This is a genomic window from Novosphingobium sp., assembly GCF_037133355.1.
Lineage (GTDB): Bacteria > Pseudomonadota > Alphaproteobacteria > Sphingomonadales > Sphingomonadaceae > Novosphingobium.
This window is the reverse complement of record NZ_JBAXOI010000003.1, coordinates 55,551-74,886: the sequence shown is the minus strand read 5'-3', so window position 1 is coordinate 74,886 and position 19,336 is coordinate 55,551. Positions and strand designations below refer to the sequence as shown.

At 66.4% G+C, this 19,336-nt stretch carries 15 protein-coding genes, 1 tRNA gene and 1 pseudogene; 6 read left to right on the top strand and 11 right to left on the bottom strand.

Features of this window, described 5'->3' with window-relative positions; all coding sequences use genetic code 11:
• Positions 1 to 40: 40 nt before the first annotated feature.
• A complete protein-coding gene (locus tag WCL10_RS04540) occupies positions 41 to 808 on the top strand; it encodes a crotonase/enoyl-CoA hydratase family protein (RefSeq protein WP_336894439.1) in 768 nt (255 codons plus the stop codon).
• A gap of 55 nt (positions 809 to 863) precedes the next feature.
• Here WCL10_RS04540 and WCL10_RS04535 read toward each other — a convergent pair whose 3' ends face one another.
• From WCL10_RS04535 to WCL10_RS04525, 3 genes are all read right to left on the bottom strand, one after another.
• Positions 864 to 1,400 (bottom strand): GNAT family N-acetyltransferase, encoded by a 537-nt coding sequence (locus WCL10_RS04535; RefSeq protein WP_336894438.1) that lies wholly within the window; start codon positions 1,398 to 1,400, stop codon positions 864 to 866.
• Between the two features lie 108 nt (positions 1,401 to 1,508).
• A tRNA-Val gene (locus tag WCL10_RS04530) sits at positions 1,509 to 1,583 on the bottom strand.
• Positions 1,584 to 1,748: 165 nt separating this feature from the next.
• Positions 1,749 to 2,129, bottom strand: coding sequence for a response regulator (locus WCL10_RS04525; protein ID WP_336894437.1), 381 nt, complete (start codon positions 2,127 to 2,129; stop codon positions 1,749 to 1,751).
• 177 nt (positions 2,130 to 2,306) lie between these two features.
• Here WCL10_RS04525 and WCL10_RS04520 point away from each other — a divergent pair, with 177 nt between their 5' ends.
• Positions 2,307 to 3,296, top strand: coding sequence for an N-formylglutamate amidohydrolase (locus WCL10_RS04520; protein ID WP_336894436.1), 990 nt, complete (start codon positions 2,307 to 2,309; stop codon positions 3,294 to 3,296).
• 255 nt (positions 3,297 to 3,551) lie between these two features.
• Here the strand turns inward: WCL10_RS04520 and WCL10_RS04515 are convergent, their stop codons facing one another.
• Positions 3,552 to 4,325: a SapC family protein gene (locus WCL10_RS04515; protein ID WP_336894435.1), complete on the bottom strand. Its 774-nt coding sequence runs from the start codon at positions 4,323 to 4,325 to the stop codon at positions 3,552 to 3,554.
• A 141-nt stretch (positions 4,326 to 4,466) separates the two neighbouring features.
• A complete protein-coding gene (locus WCL10_RS04510; RefSeq protein WP_336894434.1) occupies positions 4,467 to 5,897 on the bottom strand; it encodes an FAD-binding oxidoreductase in 1,431 nt (476 codons plus the stop codon).
• A 208-nt stretch (positions 5,898 to 6,105) separates the two neighbouring features.
• Between WCL10_RS04510 and WCL10_RS04505 the strand changes: the two genes are divergently transcribed.
• A complete protein-coding gene (locus WCL10_RS04505; protein WP_336894433.1) occupies positions 6,106 to 6,750 on the top strand; it encodes a hypothetical protein in 645 nt (214 codons plus the stop codon).
• A 147-nt stretch (positions 6,751 to 6,897) separates the two neighbouring features.
• Positions 6,898 to 8,304, top strand: a complete 1,407-nt coding sequence (locus tag WCL10_RS04500) for a DEAD/DEAH box helicase (RefSeq protein ID WP_336894432.1) — start codon at positions 6,898 to 6,900, stop codon at positions 8,302 to 8,304.
• A gap of 259 nt (positions 8,305 to 8,563) precedes the next feature.
• Here the strand turns inward: WCL10_RS04500 and WCL10_RS04495 are convergent, their stop codons facing one another.
• Positions 8,564 to 8,845 carry a hypothetical protein gene (locus tag WCL10_RS04495; RefSeq protein WP_336894431.1) on the bottom strand — a complete coding sequence of 94 codons (282 nt, stop codon included), beginning with the start codon at positions 8,843 to 8,845 and terminating at the stop codon, positions 8,564 to 8,566.
• The gene (locus WCL10_RS04490) at positions 8,842 to 11,124 is read right to left on the bottom strand and encodes a UvrD-helicase domain-containing protein (protein ID WP_336894430.1); all 2,283 of its coding nucleotides are present in this window, start codon (positions 11,122 to 11,124) and stop codon (positions 8,842 to 8,844) included. Before WCL10_RS04490 ends, WCL10_RS04495 begins: the two co-directional genes overlap by 4 nt.
• Positions 11,125 to 11,432: 308 nt before the next feature.
• Between WCL10_RS04490 and WCL10_RS04485 the strand changes: the two genes are divergently transcribed.
• Positions 11,433 to 12,698, top strand: a complete 1,266-nt coding sequence (locus WCL10_RS04485) for an MFS transporter (protein WP_336894429.1) — start codon at positions 11,433 to 11,435, stop codon at positions 12,696 to 12,698.
• Between the two features lie 141 nt (positions 12,699 to 12,839).
• Here WCL10_RS04485 and rsmD read toward each other — a convergent pair whose 3' ends face one another.
• The 3 genes and pseudogenes from rsmD to WCL10_RS04470 all read right to left on the bottom strand — a co-directional run bounded on the left by rsmD (position 12,840) and on the right by WCL10_RS04470 (position 15,855).
• A complete protein-coding gene (gene rsmD, locus WCL10_RS04480; RefSeq protein WP_336894428.1) occupies positions 12,840 to 13,388 on the bottom strand; it encodes a 16S rRNA (guanine(966)-N(2))-methyltransferase RsmD in 549 nt (182 codons plus the stop codon).
• 359 nt (positions 13,389 to 13,747) lie between these two features.
• Positions 13,748 to 14,653 (bottom strand): annotated as a pseudogene (locus WCL10_RS04475) (pseudouridine synthase); the annotation flags it as partial.
• Between the two features lie 32 nt (positions 14,654 to 14,685).
• On the bottom strand, positions 14,686 to 15,855 hold the full coding sequence (locus WCL10_RS04470) for an aromatic ring-hydroxylating dioxygenase subunit alpha (RefSeq protein ID WP_336894427.1): 1,170 nt from the start codon (positions 15,853 to 15,855) through the stop codon (positions 14,686 to 14,688).
• A 201-nt stretch (positions 15,856 to 16,056) separates the two neighbouring features.
• Here WCL10_RS04470 and WCL10_RS04465 point away from each other — a divergent pair, with 201 nt between their 5' ends.
• Positions 16,057 to 17,751 carry an MFS transporter gene (locus WCL10_RS04465; RefSeq protein ID WP_336894426.1) on the top strand — a complete coding sequence of 565 codons (1,695 nt, stop codon included), beginning with the start codon at positions 16,057 to 16,059 and terminating at the stop codon, positions 17,749 to 17,751.
• An 88-nt stretch (positions 17,752 to 17,839) separates the two neighbouring features.
• Here the strand turns inward: WCL10_RS04465 and WCL10_RS04460 are convergent, their stop codons facing one another.
• On the bottom strand, positions 17,840 to 19,192 hold the full coding sequence (locus WCL10_RS04460; RefSeq protein ID WP_336894425.1) for a folylpolyglutamate synthase/dihydrofolate synthase family protein: 1,353 nt from the start codon (positions 19,190 to 19,192) through the stop codon (positions 17,840 to 17,842).
• Between the last annotated feature and the right edge of the window lie 144 nt (positions 19,193 to 19,336).

Here is a 19,336-nt window from a genome sequence, read left to right as displayed (position 1 = left end):
ATTTAACCAAGCGATTAAGCGCTCAACTAGGAGAGACGTTGTGAGCGAAGCCCCCGAAGTCCTGACTGAAGTCGACGGCAATGTCCTGATCGTCACCATCAACCGGCCCGAGGCCAAGAACGCGATGACCAAAGCGGCGGCCGAGGGGATTGCCGCGGCGATGGACCAGTTCGATGCCGATGTGGAGCTGCGCTGCGCGATCCTCACCGGCGCGGGCGGCACGTTCTGCTCGGGTATGGATCTCAAGGGCTTCCTGCGCGGCGAGCGGCCGAGCGTGCCGGGGCGCGGTTTTGGCGCGCTTTCGCAGTGGACGCCGAAGAAGCCGATCATCGCCGCGGTTGACGGCTATGCGCTGGCGGGCGGCATGGAACTCGCGCTGTCATGCGATCTCATCGTGGCGAACAAGGCATCCAAGTTCGGCATTCCCGAAGCCAAGCGCGGTCTTGCTGCGGCGGCGGGCGGCCTGATCAAGCTGCCCCGCCAGATTCCGCCGCGCATTGCGATGGAACTCGCGCTGACGGGTGACTTCATTACCGCGGAGCGTGCCTACGCACTCGGCTTCATCAACGAGATCACCGAAGGCCCCTCGCTGGAAGCGGCCAAGGCACTCGCCGCGCGCGTGGCGGCCAATGGCCCGCTGGCGCTGATCGCCTCCAAGGCCATTGTCCGCGATTCGCACGAGTGGACCGAGGCCGAGATGTGGGACAAGCAGGAAGCCTATATCGCCCCCGTCTTCACCTCGCAGGACGCGCGCGAGGGCAGCCTTGCGTTCGCCGAAAAGCGCAAGCCCAACTGGCAGGGCAAGTAGGGGCCGGATGACGGTGCCGATGGGCCGGGCGCGATCGCTCCGGCCCATGCGGGCACTAGGCCGTCAGGGCGGCAAGGTCTGACCAGAATACCCGCAGGATGTAGGTTTCGGGCGGCGCCGGCAGTTCGGTTTCGAGGCAACGTTCGACCACGCTGCCGCCCAGCCGCTCGTAGAACCGCAGGCCGGCGGTGTTGGCCTCGAACACCCAGAGATGGACGCCGGCCCCGGCTTCGACATCCAGCATGGCCTGCGCCCCTGCGCGCATCAGGTGCTTGCCGATTGCCTGGCCGCGCAGCCCCGGCGCGACGTGGAGGTTGTCGATCAGCGAACCCCAGCGCGGGTCCTGATCGCGATAGAGGCAGATGAAGCCGACCGGCCCGGCGCCGGGCATGTCTGCCACCAGCACGGATTGGGCAGGCGAAGGGTTGGTCAAGCGATCGAGCCAGAGTTCGCGCCGTTCCTGCTCGATCGGGCCTGCAAGATAGTCCGGATCAAGCACGTCGGCGTAGATATCCCGCCAGTTTTCGCAATGGATGGACGCAATCCGGAGCGCGTCGGCAGCGGTGGCGGACCTGATAGTGATGGGTTCCATGGGCGTTCAGATTGGCCGGATCAAGCGGCACCCGCAACAGGTTTGCGAAGGTCTTGTGCCGGACTGGAGGCAAAAAAAACCCCGCCGAAGCGGGGCCTTTCGCAGCGATGGTGGGCGTAGCAAGGATTGAACTTGCGACCCCTACGATGTCAACATAGTGCTCTACCACTGAGCTATACGCCCGCACCATCAAGCCTCCGGCCAAGCTGTGCCCGCCGGAGAGGCAGCCCATTAGCCTTGGGCGGCTGGGCTGGCAAGGGGGGTTTTGTTGTCGATTTACCCCTCCGACCCGCCTGCGGCGGGCCACCTCCCCATTTGTGCTTCGCAATAATGGGGAGGAAGTAATTGTCAGCGCATGTTGCCGGAGAGCGGCGACTCGGCGAAGACGCGTTCGACTTCCATGACGAGGTCGCGCAAGTGGAACGGCTTTGACAGCACGCGTGCGCTCGGCGCCTCGCGGTTGGCCTTGAGCGTCACGGCGGCAAAGCCGGTGATGAACATGACCTTGGTCATCGGGCTGATCTCGGCGCAGCGCTGCGCGAGCTCGATTCCGTCCATTTCGGGCATGACAATGTCTGACAGCAGCAGGTCGAAGTGCTCTGTCTCTAGCAGCGGGACGGCCGCGGTTCCGCGGTCGACCGACACCACTTCATAGCCGGCGTTTTCAAGCGCCCGCGCCAGATAGGTGCGCATCGCTTCTTCGTCTTCGGCCAGCAGGATACGAATCATGGTCACCTTCAATACGTCACGATCCGGGCGCCGCAGACCCGGGTCAGGGGCAGGCCCGTGGGGCCGGGACGCCCTATCTATACCCGGGCAGGTTAAGAATCTGCCCTTGGGGTGTCTCCGGGCTTCCGTACAATGGAGCACTTTGACATGCGCGCCAAACACCGGCAGCCTTGCATGATGAATCATCCTTTGGCGCCGCGGGGCGAATCGCTTGTGCATGGCGGGGCTGTGCAGACCAGCGGCGGGCATGTCCCCGGGCTGGAGGGAGCGAGCGCCTTCACCGTCTGGCACCGCGATCCCTCGCCGGTGCCCGTGGTGATTGCGGTGCCCCATGCCGGTCGCAGCTATCCGGCAGAGCTTGTCGCCCGCATGCGCCAGCCCACGTACAGCGCGCCGCGGCTTGAGGACCGGTTGGTCGATCTCGTCGGCCGTGCGGTGGCGGAGCGAACCGGGGCGGCGCTGCTAGTCGCCCATGCCCCGCGCGCGATGATCGATCTCAACCGGGCGAGCGACGATGTCGACTGGGAGATGATCGGCGGCGGCGCTTCGGCCCGCGCGGCGCGCACCATTGCGCCGCCAGCGGTATCGGCTGCAGGGCGGCGCGCGCGCAGCGGGCTTGGCCTCGTGCCGCGGCGGCTGCCGGGGCTGGGCGAGTTGTGGAAGCGGCCGCTCGATCCGGCCGACCTTGCCGCGCGGATCGAGGGCGTTCACGTACCCTACCACACCGCGCTCGGCGGACTGCTCGAAGGCGTGCGCGCGCGCTGGGGCGCGGCGCTGCTGATCGATCTCCATTCGATGCCGCCGCTGCCCGCCCGCGCTGGCGAACCTGCGGCCGAGTTCGTGGTGGGCGACCGCTTCGGCGCGGCCTGTGACGGCGCGCTGGTGGCCGAGGCCTTTGCCGCGCTGAACGAGGCAAGGCGGCTGGCGGCGCACAACCGGCCTTATGCGGGAGGCTATGTGCTCGAACGCCATGCCCGCCGGGCGGGCGGGGTGCATTGCCTGCAACTCGAGATCGACCGGCGGACTTATCTCGATCCCGCGCTGGCGGAGCCGGGCCCGGGGCTTGCGGCGACAGTGGACGTGGTTGCCGCGCTGGTGCAGCGCATGGCGATCGCGGTGGCCGACCTGGGCCGCGATCGCGGGCGCTGGCGCATGGCGGCGGAGTGAGCTTGACCCGTCCTCCGGTCAACCCTTTGAAACCATGAAAAAACCACCTGGAGCATAGCTCCAGGTGGCCAAGGTTCAGGGAGGAGGTGCACCAGAGTGCACCCGCCGCGCCGGGCCATGAGGGGAGCGCCGACGCGACTTTTGGAAGATAGGGGGCCAAACCTTGCAGCGCAAGGCTTTTCGCCCGGCTTACGGCCGGATCGGTATGCAGCCCCTATCTGATGGGTATTACGATGGGTTCAGAAGGCGGGGGGGTCAGAAGGCGGGCAGCGGCGGGGTCGGGCCAACGCCCTGTTCAACCTGCCGGCCGAAGATCGAGCTCATCAGTTCGAGCGAGAAGATGTGCGCGTAGACGAGCGGGAGCAGGCCGCTCTGCGCCCAGCCGCGCAATACATCGCCGCGCATGTCGCGCAGCTTTTCCTGATTGACCATCTGGAAGCCGCGATAGACGAAGGGCTGCTCGACACCGGGCTGCTGGATCGCGGCCTCGCCGTCCATCAGCAGCTCGTGCTTGGTCAGCTCCTCGACAAAGGCCTGCGTGCGCTGGCCGGCCTGCTCGAACTGCTCGCAGAACGCGAGCACGTTGCGGGTGGCTTCCGAAGGCTGGTCACCAGTGAACATGGCCTCGCCATCGGGGAATTCGCCGAGCAGGTTGCAGGTGGGGTCAAAGCACAGCGACAGGTCGCTGGTTTCGGGCGTCAGCTTGGCGAGAAGGAACGGATAGCGGCGCGCATAGGCAGGTACATAGGCGCCGGGCGCAACGTTGCCCTCTGCATCGACGAACACGTTGATGCCTTCGTTGAGGCCCATGAGCGCCAGCGGCACCGGATTGTCACCGGCTGCAAAGATGATCGGAAAGTGGCGCGCGGCCTGGGGGAATTCCTCGACCGTCAGCGGGACGGCATGCTGCCCGACCATCCAGGTCGCGGTCTGCGCGGCGCGCGCATGCCAGGTGGCATGATCGCGCAGGTTCAGCGGCACGAGATCGTTGTAGAACAGGGGCAGGGAAGCTTGGGGCGCGCTGGCCATGGAATTCTCTCCGTCAGACTGTTTGCCTTGACGCGCCATGGCGCGCGGGATGGCGGCGGGAAGCGCGCCGTTTAGGGGGTGAATCGGGGGTACGCAAGAGCACCTGCAACACAGCTGTCACACGCGGAGATTTATTGTTCCTCAGATCAGTTTGCCCGGGTTGAGCAACCCCTGCGGATCGAGCGCAGCCTTGATCTGCCGCAGCATCGCGAGCGCCACCGGATCGCCGAGGCGGGCAAGTTCGTCGCGCTTCAATTGGCCGATGCCGTGTTCGGCCGAGATCGAGCCGCCCCACTGGGTGACGAGATCGTGAACCTGGGCGCTGATCGCCTTGCCCTCGCCTGCCTGCCACGTCGCGGGGTGGACGCCGGGCGGAGCGATGACGTGGAAGTGGATGTTGCCATCGCCAAGGTGCCCGAAGCCAACCGCGCGGGTGCCGGGCCAGGCTGCCTCGATCAGCGGCACGGCCGCCTCGACAAAGCCGGGCATGAGCTCAGTGGGCACGCTGACATCGTGCTGGACGGCGGGGCCCAGTGCGCGCTCGGCGGGCGCAATGCTGTCGCGCAGCGCCCAGAAGGCTTCGGCCTGTGTCTCGCTCGCGGCGATCGTGGCATCGGCGATCAGCCCGGCCTCCAGCGCGGAGGCGAGGAGGTTTTCGGCGCGTTCGGCAAGGTCTGCCGCGCCCGATTCGCTGGTCGCGACGAGCTCGATCAGCGCATGCCAGTCGTGATTCCCGGCAAGCGGGGCGCGGGCGCCGGGGAGATAGGCGCAGACCGCATCGAGGCTGTGGCGCGGCATGACCTCGAAGCCTTCGAGCGCGCCGCCGGCCTGTGCTTCGGCATGGAGCAGGAAGCGGCGCGCATCCTGCAGCGAGGCAAGGCCCGCCCAGAGCACGGTTCGCCCGGCCACGCGCGGCTCGAGCCGGAGCGTGGCGGCGGTGACGATACCCATGGTGCCTTCGGAACCGATCAGCACTTGCTTGAGGTCAAAACCGCGGTTGTCCTTCTTGAGCGGCACGAGCGTATCAAACACCGAGCCATCGGCCATAACCGCCTCGAGCCCGAGCACCGCCGCGCGCATCGTGCCATGGCGCAGAACCTGCGTGCCGCCGGCATTGGTCGAGACGAGACCGCCGATCGTGGCCGATCCCTTGCCGCCAAGCGTGAGGGTAAAGCGCAAGCCAGCTTCGTCCGCTGCCTCGTGCAAGGTTTGAAGGACGACCCCGGCTTCGGCGATGACCATGCGGTTCTCCTCATCGAGCCGGCGGATCGCGTTCATCCGCCGCAGGCTGAGGAGCAGTGCGTGGCCGCCCTCGTCAGGCGTCGCCCCGCCAGACATGCCGCTGTTGCCGCCTTGCGGTACGACCGGAACGCGGTGCGCGCTGCACAGGCGCATCAGCGCGGCGACCTCGGCCGTGGAGGCGGGCGAGGCCATGGCCAGCGCGCGGCCGGTGAAGCGCCCACGCCAATCGGTGAGCCACGGGGCCATGAGATCGGGATCGGCGGTGAAACCGCGAGGCCCCAGCAGCGCGGCGGCTTCGGCGATGAAGGTGGAAGGATGAGGCATGGTCATGGTCGCTGGGGCTAATCCCGGGGGTATGCCGTGGGCAATTCATTTTTTTGTTCAAGCGGGTTAAGCAGGGGTTCAAGCGCGGATGCTATCGGGAACAAGCGATTCTCGCAGGGTGCATCGCGACCGAAACGCGGGGGCCAAAGGTCCCGCGAACAGGGAACGGGGCGGGGAATACGAACAGAGGGACCAGACTGCATTTTCCGCCGCCATGACCAGTTTCTTCCAACTTTTTGCGAGCATCGCCTTTGCTCTGCCGGGTTTCCCGGCGGGCGTGATTGTGTTCGAACCGCTGGAAAGCAGCATCGACGCGGATGATGACTGGGCCGCGGCGGTCGATCCGGCGGTCCCGCCACTGCTGGCGAGCCGGGACGCGGCACCAGCCGCCTCAGCCGGCGGCCTTGCCAGCCCGCTCGGGCCCGATACCTGGAACCAGGTGCGGATCGAACAGCGCCTGATCATTCGCATCACCCCGCGCGATGCCGGGCGTGATGCGATCCCGCCGCAAGTCATGCCGATGCAGCCGATCATGCAGCCAATGGTGCCCCAGCCGCGCGCCACTTCGGTGCAGGTGCGCGTGCGCGAACGCAAGACCGGCAATTGCATGCCCGCGTTGGGTATCGCGGCGGTCCAGCCGATCACCGACGGGCGGCTCATGTTCTATATGCGCGACCGGCGGATGATCGCAGCGGGGCTGGAGAAGGCCTGCAGTGCCCGCGATTTCTACCTCGGCTTCTACATGACGAAGACGGCGGACGGACAGCTGTGCGTTGGCCGCGACCAGATCCATTCGCGCGCCGGGACGACTTGCAAGCTCAAAGAGGTGCGCGAATACGTTCCGGTGGACGGAAACTGACCGCGAAACCGGGGTATCCGTAACCCCTTTCCTTGACTTTCGTGGCGAAGTGGGCCTAGGCGCAGGCTCACGAAGGCGCGCCGCAAGGCCGCTCTCTCGGCGCGCCGGACCGTCTGGTGCGCAGGCATTCTCGGAAAAACCGCTCACATGAAATTTGCCGATCTCGGCCTGTCTGACGAATTGCTCCAGTCGGTTCTCGACGCGGGCTACGATACCCCGACCGCGATCCAGGCGCAGGCCATCCCCTCGGTGCTGATGATGCGCGATATCATCGGTATCGCGCAGACGGGGACGGGCAAGACGGCGAGCTTCGTGCTCCCGATGATCGATATCCTCGCGCATGGCCGCCGCCGCGCGCTGATGCCGCGCTCGCTGATTCTGGAACCTACGCGCGAACTGGCCGCGCAGGTGGCCGAGAACTTCGAGAAGTACGGCAAGAACCACGATCTCAAGATGGCGCTGCTGATAGGCGGCGTGCAGATGGGCGATCAGGTGAAGGCGCTTTCGGACGGCGTGGACGTGCTGATCGCGACGCCGGGCCGGCTGATGGACTTGTTCGAACGCGGCAAGATCATGCTCAACGGCTGCGACCTGCTGGTGATCGATGAGGCGGACCGCATGCTCGACATGGGTTTCATTCCCGATATCGAGACGATCTGCTCGAAACTGCCCGCCCAGCGCCAGACGCTGCTGTTTTCGGCGACGATGCCGCCGGTGATCAAGAAGCTTGCGGACAAGTTCCTTTCGAACCCGAAGTACATCGAGGTGGCGCGGCCCGCTTCGAACAATTCGAACATCGTGCAGCACAAGGTGCGCGTGACGAGCCGGGGCAAGCGCGAGGCGCTGCGTCACCTGCTGCGCACCGACAATGTTTCGACCGCGATCATTTTCGCCAACCGCAAGACGACGGTGCGCGAGCTTGCCAAGAGCCTGCAGCAGAGCGGGTTTTCGGCGGGCGAGATCCATGGCGACATGGACCAGAACGCGCGCAATGCCGAACTGCAGAAGTTCAAGGACGGGGTGATCTCGATCCTCGTTGCGTCCGATGTTGCCGCGCGCGGCCTCGACGTGAAGGGCGTGAGCCACGTGTTCAACTATGACACGCCGTGGCACCCGGACGATTATGTGCACCGTATCGGCCGCACGGGCCGCGCGGGGGCGACCGGGCGGGCGTTCACATTCGTGACCGACGAGGACGCCGAGGCGATTGCCAATGTCGAGAAGTTGACCGGGGGGAAGATCCCCGAGTTCAAGCTTGAAGGCGGCGCAGATGCGGCCGAGGCGCCCGCCGCCGAAAAGCGCGAGCGTGCCCCGCGGGCTGAACGTGCGCCGCGCGCCGAGCGGGCACCGCGCAAGGAGCGGGCGCCCAAGGTTGCTGTCGAGGCCGAGATCGAGGTTTCGCCTGAAGTGACCGAGGCTCCGGCTCCGGCGCGGGCACCCCGTGCACGGCGCGATGAACCGCGTCCGCCCAAGGATGTGCTGACAGAGCTGCCTTCGCAGCCGGGCGAGTGGAACGGGCCGGTTCCGGGATTCCTGGGCGTTTCGGCGCTTTAGTCTGTAAGCTGCACCAATCCCGTTCGTGTCGAGCGAAGTCGAGACACCATGCGCAGCGTGAGGTGTCTCGACTTCGCTCGACACGAACGGATGTTGGGTGACTGGGGCAGCGCCTGAAAGGCCCTCTCCCCTTCAGGGGAGAGGGTTGGGAGAGGGGGCCTTGCCCCCAAACGCGCTGCCCAAGCCCCTCTCAACTCCGGCTAGGCAGCAAGCTGCCAAGCCTTCGTATCTCTCCCCTGAAGAGGAGAGAGCGCTTGGTTCAGCGTATGCATTCGCCTTCGTCCATGGTGAGAACGACGCCCTGCACGTGTACCTTGACGGTATCGTGTTCCTTGCAGTTCAGTTGCTCAGCCGGCATGACTTTCGTTCCGACAAACCCCCTCGCATTGCGGAACGTTATGGCCGCTGACTTGTTGGTGGTGTATTTTGAGTTGCCAACGGCGATCCAGGTGACTTCGGCATAGTCCTGCGTGATTGGCTGCGGCTTGCACCCCCCAAGCTGCAGGGCAAGCAGCGCGCAAAGGGTCGCCGTCAGCCTCAAGCCGCCTTCACAAAACTATCAATCACCCGCTTCCGATCCCCCCCGTCGAAATCAATCTCCAGCTTGTTCCCCTCCTGCGCGGCGACCACGCCGTAGCCAAACTTGTCGTGGAACACGCGGGTGCCGACGGTGATGTCGGTGCGGGGCTTGGCGGCGAAGCTGGCGGCGCTGCGGCCGGGTTCTGCGATGCGCTTGGGCGTGGCGTCGTAGGTGGTAGCCGCCGCACGTTGCCAGCCGGGGCCGCGGGTGATGGTGCGGCCGGGGTTGGCGCGGGCGAGATCGGCGAAGGGGTCGCTGTGTTCGGACCATTGCGCGCGCCAGAGCGAGGCGCCGCCGGTCATGGTGGTTTCCTCCTCGATGTGCTCGGCGGGCAGTTCGCCGACGAAGCGGCTGGGGATCGAACTCGTCCACTGGCCGTAGATGCGGCGGTTGGCGGCGTGGAGGATCGTGCAGCGGCGGCGCGCGCGGGTGATCGCGACGTAGGCGAGGCGGCGTTCTTCCTCCAGGGAAGCGAGGCCGCCTTCATCTAGCGCGCGCTGCGAGGGGAACACGCCTTCTTCCCAGCCGGGGAGGAACACGTTGTCGAATTCGAGGCCCTTGGCGGCGTGGATGGTCATTAAAGTGACCTTCTCGGTGTCCGACGCCGCGTCGTTGTCCATGACGAGGCTGACGTGTTCGAGGAAATCGCCGAGCGTCTCGTATTCCTCCATCGCGCGGGCGAGTTCGACGAGGTTTTCGAGGCGGCCTGAGGCTTCGGTGCTTTTTTCGGCCTGCAAGGCGGCGGTGTATCCGCTTTCGTCGAGTACGGTGCGGATGAGTTCGGCGGGGACGAGCGTTGCCATCGCATCGCGCCAGCCTACAAACGAGCGCATCAGGCCCGCCAGCGTGCCGCGGGCGCGCGCCGGAAGCTCGTCCGTATCGCAAAGCTCGATCGCGGCGGCGGCGAGGGGGATGCCGCGCGCGCGGGCGTGGCGGTGGAGCTTTTCGAGCGTCTTGTCGCCGAGGCCGCGCTTGGGGGCGTTGTAGATGCGCTCGAACGCGAGGTCGTCCTGCGGGGAGGCGATGACACGCAGGTACGCGAGCGCATCGCGGATTTCGGCGCGTTCGTAGAAGCGGAAGCCGCCGACGATCTTGTAGGCGAGGCCGATCTGGATGAAGCGGTCTTCAAACTCGCGCGTCTGGAACGAAGCGCGCACGAGGATGGCGACGCGGTCGAGCGCGGCGCCTTCGCGCTCCAGCCGCTCGATCTCTTCACCGACGCGGCGGGCTTCCTCCGGGCCGTCCCACACGCCGATGACGCGGACCTTGTCGCCGCCGTTCACTTCGGTCCACAGCGTTTTGCCGAGGCGCTGGCTGTTTTCCGCGATGACCCCGCCGGCAGCGGCGAGAATGTGCGGGGTGGAGCGGTAATTCTGCTCCAGCCGGATCACCTTGGCGCCGGGAAAATCCTTTTCAAACCGCAGGATATTGGCGACTTCGGCGCCGCGCCATGAATAGATCGACTGGTCGTCATCGCCCACCACGCAGATGTTCTTGCGCCCTTGCGCGAGGAGGCGGAGCCAGAGGTACTGAACGGCGTTGGTGTCCTGGTATTCGTCCACCATCACGTATTTGAAGCGGCTCTGCCAGCCTTCCAGCACTTCGCGGTGCTGCTTGAAGATCGTAAGCATGTGCAGCGTGAGATCGCCGAAATCGCAGGCGTTGAGCGCGCGCAGGCGGTCCTGATAGAGCGTATAGAACCGCGTGCCCTTGCCGTTCGCGTAAGCCTCGTTCTCGACCGCATCGAGTTCCTTCGGGCCGAGACCGCGGTTCTTCCAGCGGTCGATCAGGCCGGCGAGCTGACGCGCGGGCCAGCGCTTTTCGTCGAGACCTTCGGCCTGGATGAGCTGCTTGAGGAGCCGCAGCTGGTCGTCGGTGTCGATGATGGTGAAATTGCTTTGCAGGCCGACGAGTTCGGCATGGCGGCGCAGCATCTTGGCGGCGATCGAGTGGAACGTGCCGAGCCAAGGCATGCCTTCCACCGCCGGGCCGATCAGTGCACCGACCCGCTCGCGCATTTCGCGCGCGGCCTTATTGGTGAAGGTGACGCAGAGGATTTCGGACGGCCATGCCAGCCGCGCGCGCAGGATATGCGCCATGCGTGCGGTCAGCGCGGCGGTCTTTCCCGTGCCGGCGCCTGCGAGCATGAGCACGGGGCCATCCGTCGTCAGCACGGCTTCGCGCTGCGGCGGATTGAGGCCATCGAGCCAGGCGGAATCGGGTTGGGAAAGCGCGGTCACCGCAGAACAAGTAGGGAACTTGATCTTGGCGCGCAAGTCTGTGCGGGTGAGGTTGGGTGTTGCTATCGGCTTGTGGAAAGGGGTTCTCGCAGAGACGCAGAGGAAGCAGAGATCGCAGGGGTGTCATGGCCGGCCTCCGACGGTGCGGTGTTGTTTGCTGGCACCATAAGTCGGCTTCGCCGAAAGCCCCTTTGCCCTTTGCGCTCCCTGCTTCCTCTGCGTCTTTGCGAGGAGCAGTCTATCGTCCCCATGGTTGCGCCAACCCAAGCGAGCGGGCATGGCGCAAATAGAAAATCGGTAGGGGACATATGAACACAGCAAACCCGGTGCGCACCCATGCGCGCGTGCTGACGGCAAGCCTCGTCGGCACGGCGGTCGAGTTCTATGATTTCTATATCTTCGGCACCGCCGCCGCGCTGGTGATCGGGCCGCTGTTCTTCCCCTCGGAATCGAAGGCGGCGCAGTCGCTGCTTGCGCTGATGACGTTCGGCATCGCCTTCTTCGCGCGGCCGGTGGGCGCTGTGGCGTTCGGCCATTTCGGCGATAGGATCGGGCGCAAGTCGACGCTGGTGGTTTCGCTCCTGCTGATGGGCGTCTCGACGTTCCTTGTCGCCTTCCTGCCCAGCTATGCTGTGGCGGGGTGGATCGCGCCGGCGCTGCTGTGCCTCTTGCGCTTCGGGCAGGGCTTTGGCCTGGGCGGGGAGTGGGGCGGGGCCTCGCTGCTCGCGGTGGAGAACGCGCCCAAGGGCTGGGAAGCGCGCTTCGGCATTGCCGCACCGCTGGGCGCGCCGCTGGGGTTCCTGTTTGCCAACGGGCTGTTCCTGGTGCTGGGGCTCACGCTCTCGGAAGCGGATTTCCTCAGCTGGGGCTGGCGCGTGCCGTTTCTGGCGAGTGCCTTGCTGGTGATCCTCGGCCTGTGGATCCGCCTGCGCATCGGCGAGACCCCGGCTTTCCGCGAGGCCATGGAAGCTGCACCGCCGCCGCGCGTGCCGCTGGGCCGGCTGCTGGCGGACCATCCCGGTGCGGTGATTGCGGGGACGGTGGGGGTGATCGCGTGCTTTGCGCTGTTCTACCTCGCGACGACCTTCGCGCTTTCGTTCGCCACGAAGACGCTGGGCTTCCCGCGCGAGACCGTTCTGGCAATCCAGCTGGGAGCGGACGTTGTATTTGCGGTAGGCATTCTGGTTTCGGGCTGGTGGGCGGACAAGACTTCGCCCCGCACCGTGATGGCGGTGGGGGCGGGGCTCACCGTGCTGGTCGGGCTGGGTTTTGGCAGCGGGCTCGGCTCGGGCTCGCTGCCACTGCTGTTCCTCACGCTGTCGTCCGCGCTGTTCGTGATGGGGCTGTGTTACGGCCCGATCGGCGCGTGGCTGCCGACGCTCTATGCGGTCCCGGTTCGCTACACCGGGATTTCGCTGGCGTTCAACATGGGCGGGATCGTTGGCGGGGCGCTGGCACCGCTGGGCGCGGAGTGGCTTTCCATCCATGGCGGGGTGGCCTGGACTGGCCTCGTGCTGAGCGCGGCGGGGGTGGTGACCTTGGCTGGGGTGTTGCTTGCGCCGCGGGGGGAATGAAGGATTTACCCCTCCGCCTTCGCTGCGCTCAGGCACCTCCCCATTTGTGCTTCGCAAAAATGGAGAGGATCAAGAAGGGTCCTCTCCATTTTTGCGAAGCACAAATGGGGAGGTGGCAGCCCACAGGGCTGACGGAGGGGCTTAACCCGCCATCCGCATCAGCGTAAGCCGCGCCTTGCCGACCTTGCGTTCGGCATCGATCGCCAGCACGCGCACGCCAGCGGGCTCGTCCGCATGGGTTTCGAGGCTGACCCATGTACCCGCGCCGATCCAGCCGAGGCGCACCAGACGGTCGATCGCCACGGCGCCGGCGCCCGAGCCATAGGGCGGATCGAGCATCACCACATCAAGCGGGGCAGGCGCGGGGCCGAGCGCGAGGACGGATGCGGCGCGCACGTCGCACTGGGCCTGCGCATGGAGCGCGGCAATGTTGGCGCGCAGGGCGCGGATCGCGGCGGGGTCTTGCTCGACGAAGACCGCCTTGACCGCGCCGCGTGACAAGGCTTCGAGGCCGAGCGCACCCGAGCCAGCGAAGAGATCGGCCACTGTCAGCTCCTCGAAGCTGCCGAGGCGGCTGGTGAGCATCGAGAAGAGCGTTTCGCGCGTGCGGTCTGCGGTGGGGCGGGTGGTTTCGCCCGCCGGAGCCTGCAGTTTGCGCCCTCGCCAGGTGCCGGCGATGATCCTCAGCATCAGCGCTTGCTTCCCGGCTTGGGCTCGGCCGGCTTGCCGCGAAACTTGCGCCGGGGGCGGGCATCGGGTCCGGGTGAGGGAGCCTCTGCTGCCGGTTTGGCATAAGGCCGGTTGGGATAGGTTTTTGCGGCGGGCTTTGCGGCGGAGGGCTTGGCGACAAGCTGGCCGGCCTCGGCGGAAGGCCGCACGCGCTCGGGCCGGGCACGTGATGGGCGCTCGGGCTCGCGCATGGGCCGGGTGGGAGCCGCAGACTTTGGCGATGCCTGTTTCGGTTCGGGCGCTACGGGCTTGGGCGCCCGCGGGGCCACGGCCTTGCCGGCATGAACGGCCTGCTGCACGCGCGTTGCGTGATCGCCGGCAAGGCCCTTGCGGAAGCGTTCGACCACGACTTGCGGCACTTCCTCGGCCGCGCCGCGCGGCAGCTGGCCGAGATCGAAGGGGCCGTAGCGCAGGCGCAAGAGGCGCGAGACTTCGAGGCCGAGATGCTCGAGCACGCGGCGCACTTCGCGGTTCTTGCCTTCGGTCAGGGTCAGCTCGATCCACTTGTTGCGCCCGGCACTGCGCTCCAGATTGGCGTTGATCGGGCTGTAGTGGATGCCCTCGATCTCGATCCCCTGCATGAGATCATCGAGCTGAAGCTGCGAGACATCTCCGAAGGTGCGGGCGCGGTAGGTGCGCGGCACCGCGTTGGCGGGCAACTCCATCGCGCGCTTGAGTTCGCCGTCGTTGGTGAGGAGGAGCAGGCCCTCGGTGTTGATGTCGAGCCGGCCGACCGGCATGACCCGCCCCGCGCCTTCGGGCAGGGCATTGCGCAGCGCCGTGTAGATCGTGGGGCGACCTGTGGGGTCGCGCTCCGCCGTGATCAGGCCCGAAGGCTTGTGGAACAGGAACAGGCGCGGCGGCGCCGGGGCGGCGACGGGATTGCCGTCTACCGTCACGCCGCGCAGGTTCTTGAGGATCGTGGCCGGTGTGGTGATGACCTCGCCGTCCAGCGCGACGCGGCCCTCGGTGATATAGCGCTCGATCTCGCGGCGGCTGGCGATGCCGGCGCGGGCAAGGAGCTTGGCGATGCGGTCGCCTTCGCGCGCCGTGCCATCATCGGCGAGCGCGCGGGTCTGGGGCGCGGCAGGCGCTTTGGGCAGGCGCGGTTTGGGGATCTTGTAGGGCGCAGGCGGCGCGGAGTTTCGCCGCGAGCCTGAGCCTGAGCCGGTAGGAGCCGCGGGCCGTCCCGGTCGGTCGCTCCTGTCTTTGGGGGGGAATGCCATGCTTTGCCCCTTACGCCGGGGCGGGCGCGCCGTCACCCCGCTTCGTATGGGGCCGCTTCATGGGCGGCGATTTCGCGTTGACAGATTTCGTGGAAGCGGCGGATGCCGCCCTCGAGCGTGCCGAGGGTGAGCTGGGGGACGGCGCCGGTGGAGAGGCCTTGCTGGCCAAGTTCTGCGGCACGGAAGTCTTCCGCGCCGAAGACCTGCCCGTCGAGCAGCTCCCAGCTGCGGCGCCAATGGTCCTCGGCCTTGTCGGTCATGGGGGCTTCGGCGATCAGCATGAAGTCCTCGACCAAGGTGACATCGTGGGCCTGCGGCATGACCGTCATAAGGTTCACGTAGTCCGGGCTGATCACGATCACGGTGGCGGGGAAGAGCTGGTAAGCAAATGTCGCGACGCGGCGCAGCGCGGGCCAATCGGCAAGGTCGAGCCCTTCGAGTTCGGTTACCCGGCCGACAATGGCGCGCATGTGCGGGCCGATCTCGTCGCCTGCGGTCACCCCGTCCTTGAAATAGGGAGCGATGGTGCGGGCGTGGAGGCGCTGGACGTGGTAGCTTTCGAGGAAGGCGTCCATGATCAGCTTCCAGTTGGACGCGACCCGGTGCGTGCGGCGGGCGTAGAGGTGGTGACCGCCAAGGCCCGCTGCGGCAAAATCGGCGCTGATGGCGGCAGCGTGGGTGAAATCGGCCTCCCTGGGCGCGAACCAGATGAGGCCGCCCGCCTCGAGGCTGGGAAGTTCGACGAGGCCGAGCGCGGACTGGTCGAGGCCCGGGAAGGTGTCCGGGCGCGGCAGGGCGAGGAGCTTGCCGTCAGTGCCGTACGTCCAGGCGTGATAGGGGCAGACGAGGCGCTTGGTGCACTGGACCTCCGCACCTTCGACCAGCCGCGTGCCGCGGTGGCGGCAGACATTCATGAAGACATGCGCCTTGCCGGATGTGTCGCGGGTCAGGAGCAGCGGGCGGCCGGTGGCGTCGTGGGGGACGGTCATGCCTAGCTCGGGGAGCAGGGCAGAGGGCGCCACCACTTGCGGGAGGCGATCGAACAGTGCGGTTTTCTCGCGCGCCCAGTGCGCGGGGTCGGTGTAGACGCTCGCGGGGACATGGCTGATCGCCTCGCCCTTGCGGCCCGCGCCTGCAGCCACGAGGCGAGCCAGTTCCAGCTGGCCATCGGTGGGCCGCATCGCTCGTTCAGTGGTGGCCATTTCGCGGCTCTCCCCGGAATTCATCACTCTCCGGCGCTAGGCATAGCGCAAATTCGCGCTAATCATGTAGGGAAATGCATGATCGCATTGGGGTGCTTCCGTTCCCCGTTCGTGTCGAGCGAAGTCGAGACACCGCACGCAGCGCCCGGTGTCTCGACTTCGCTCGACACGAACGGTCGGGAGGAACGTGTGAGGGATTGAATGGCATCGACTGCGGCAGAGACGGCACCGCCGCCGCGCCCGAAGGGCTTTCGGCTGCTGATGGTGGCGCTGGCCACACGCAAATCGGCGACGATGCTGGGCTTCGGGTTTTCCTCCGGCCTGCCCTACGCGCTGCTGATCGGCACGCTCAATGCCTGGCTGGGCGAGGTGAAGATCGATCTGGCGACGATCGGCGTGCTGTCTTGGATCGGCCTGTCCTATTCCTTCAAGTTCCTGTGGTCGCCGCTGGTCGACCGCATGGCGTTGCCCGGGCTGGAGGCGCTGGGGCGGCGCAAGAGCTGGATCCTGCTGTGCCAGGCGGTGATGGTTGTGGGGTTTGTCGGACTGGCGCTGACCGATCCGGCCCATGCAATCGGCACCTTCGCGCTCTTCGCGTTCCTCGCCGCGCTCGCTTCCGCGACGCAGGACGTGGCGGTGGATGCCTGGCGGATCGACGTGGCGGACGCGGATACGCCGGTCGAGTTGCTCTCCTCGATCTACCAGTTCGGCTACCGCATCGCCTCGATTGTCGGCGGCGCGCTGGCGCTGGTGCTGGCGGGGCGGATGTCGTGGCCGCTTGTTTATCTCCTTATGGCGGCTCTGATTGCGCTGATCGGCGTAGTGACCTTGCGCGCGCCCGATACGCCAAGGCCCGAGCAGGGCACGCTCCACGCCGCGCTGGCGCAGCCCGGTGAGCTGACGCCGCGCGCGCGGGGGATCGCGCTGCTGGTGGTCGGCACGAGCTGGGCCTGGGCCATCAGCACGATCGTGCGCTTCATGGTGGTGATGCTGAGCCCGCTGGGTCCGGGCGAGAAACACCCTTCGGTGGGCGATTTCACGCGCGAGTTCGGGCCGCTGATCGTGGCGGCGACAGTGGCGGTGCCGCTGCTGGTTGCGGCGGTGACCAACGCCTTGCGCGCGCGTGGGCAGGCCGTGCTGACCGCGCCCGACACGCGCGTCTCGGCGGCGCGGACGGCGGCGAACCACCTCTATGTTGCGCTGATCGCACCGCTGGCGGAACTTGTCGCCCGGCTGGGCTGGGGCGTGCTGGTGGTGATCGGCATGATCCTGACCTACACGCTGTGTTACAACGTGTGGTCGAGTTTTGCCTTTCCGTTCTACCTCGATTTCCTGCACTATTCGAAGGACGAGGTGGCGTTTGCCTCCAAGGTCTTCGGCATTTTCATGACTATCGCGGGGATCAGCCTTGGCGGCTATCTGTTCCTGCGGCTGGGGCGGATGCCAACCATCCTGATCGGGGCGATCCTGCCGATGCTGGGCAATTTCGTTTATGCGGACCTCGCCGAGGGCGCGGTGCATATCGATGCGGTGGGCAAGGTTATCGGACTGCATTCGCTGTTCGCGCTGTTCGGGTTTGATCCGCGCATGATCCGGCTGCTGCTGGCGATCAGCTTCGAGAACATCTCGACCGGCATCGCGGGGGCGGCGTTCGTGGCCTATCTCTCTGGCATCGTCTCCAAGCGCTATACGGCGGTGCAGTACGCGCTGATGTCATCCCTGACGTTCCTGATCGGCTCGCTGGGGCGCGGGATCGCGGGGGAGGCGTTTGATCTTTACGGCTATGCCACAGTGTTCCGCTGGACGGCGGCGGCGGGGCTGGTGGCGGTGGCGTTTGTCTGTGCTGAATGGGTGCGGGTGAGCCGGGAGGTGGCTGCGCCCGAACCAAACATTTGACCTCCATCCCCCCGTTCGTGTCGAGCGAAGTCGAGACACCTGGCGCAGCGTCTGGTGTCTCGACTTCGCTCGACACGAACGGACCTGTTTAATCAGGCATTTCCAAGTTCATTCGCAGCACTTCGCCAGCGAGATAGAGTGAACCTGCGATCAGCACCGGTGGGCGACCATCCGCCGGGCGCCCTCGTCGATTCACAATGTCCAGCGCGCTAGCAAAGTCAGGTGCCGTTCCGACGTTAGAAACCCCAGCGATCCGCGCAAGTTCTGCGATATGGGCCGGTGAGTGATGGTCATGCCCTGGAATCGGCACACCGACGATAGCTCCGACTATCGGTGCGATCCGGTGAATGAAAGTCTTGGCATCCTTGTTCGCTAACATGCCAATGATTACAAAGGGTTTGCGCCATTCCGCCTCTCCTGCGAAGTAGGTCGCAATGGCATTTGCTGCGTCTGGATTGTGGCCACCATCGAGCCATATCTCGTCTACCTCTGGAGCAAGGGCAGTCAGCGGACCCTTGCCAAGCCGCTGAAGGCGGGCGGGCCAGCGGGCCTCGCGGATGCCCTCAGCCATGGCTTCGGGGCTCACTGGGACGGCGCTCTGGTGGCGCAGCATGGCGATGGCGAGCGCAGCGTTGTCGGCCTGATGCTTGCCGACGAGGGTGGGGAGCGGGAGGCTGAGCGCGCCCTGTGCATCGCGGTATTCGATGGTTTCCCCCACTTGGGCCCACCAGTCGCGGCCGCGCAAGTGGACGGGGGCGCCGATCTGGCCTGCCGTGGTGAGTACGCTGGCGAGGGGGCTTTCCGCGTAGCTTTGCACCACCAGCGGTGCGCCGGGCTTGGCGATGCTCGCCTTTTCGAAGGCGATGCGTGCGAGGGGCTCTTCAGGCGTGCCGGCTTCGGGCACCAGCAGGAAGGATTCGTGATCGATGCCCAAAGTGGCGATGCCGCAGACTGCGGGGTTTTCGAGGACGTTGGTTGCATCGAGGCGGCCGCCGAGGCCGGTTTCGATCACGCAGGCGTCAGCCGGGGTTTCCGCGAAGGCGAGGAAGGTGGCGACGGTGGTGACTTCGAAGAAGCTGGGGCCGAGGTCTTCGGAGGCATCGAGCACGCGTTCGAGCAGGTCGGCGAGGCTTTCGTCGCTGATCAGCTTGCCGGCGACGCGGATGCGTTCGTTGTAGCGGACGAGGTGGGGCTTGGTGGCTGTGTGGACCACGAGGCCCTGCGCTTCGAGGATCGCGCGCAAGTAGGCGCAGGTCGAGCCTTTGCCGTTGGTGCCGGCGACGTGGAACACCGGCGGCAGGCGGCGCTGCGGATCGCCGAGGCGGGCGCAGATTTCGCGCACAGTATCGAGGCCGAGGCGGCCTTGCGGGAGCGAGAGCGCGCCGAGGCGGTCCAGTTGGTGCTGGACGCGGGGGTTTTCGGAAATGGCGAAGTCGCGCAAGGTTACCCCTCCGTCAGCCCTTCGGGCTGCCACCTCCCCATTTGTGCTTCGCAAAAATGGGGAGGATCTAGAAAGTGTGACTGGTTTTCCCTCCCCATTTTTCCGCAGGACAAATGGGGAGGTGGCCCGCCGAAGGCGGGTCGG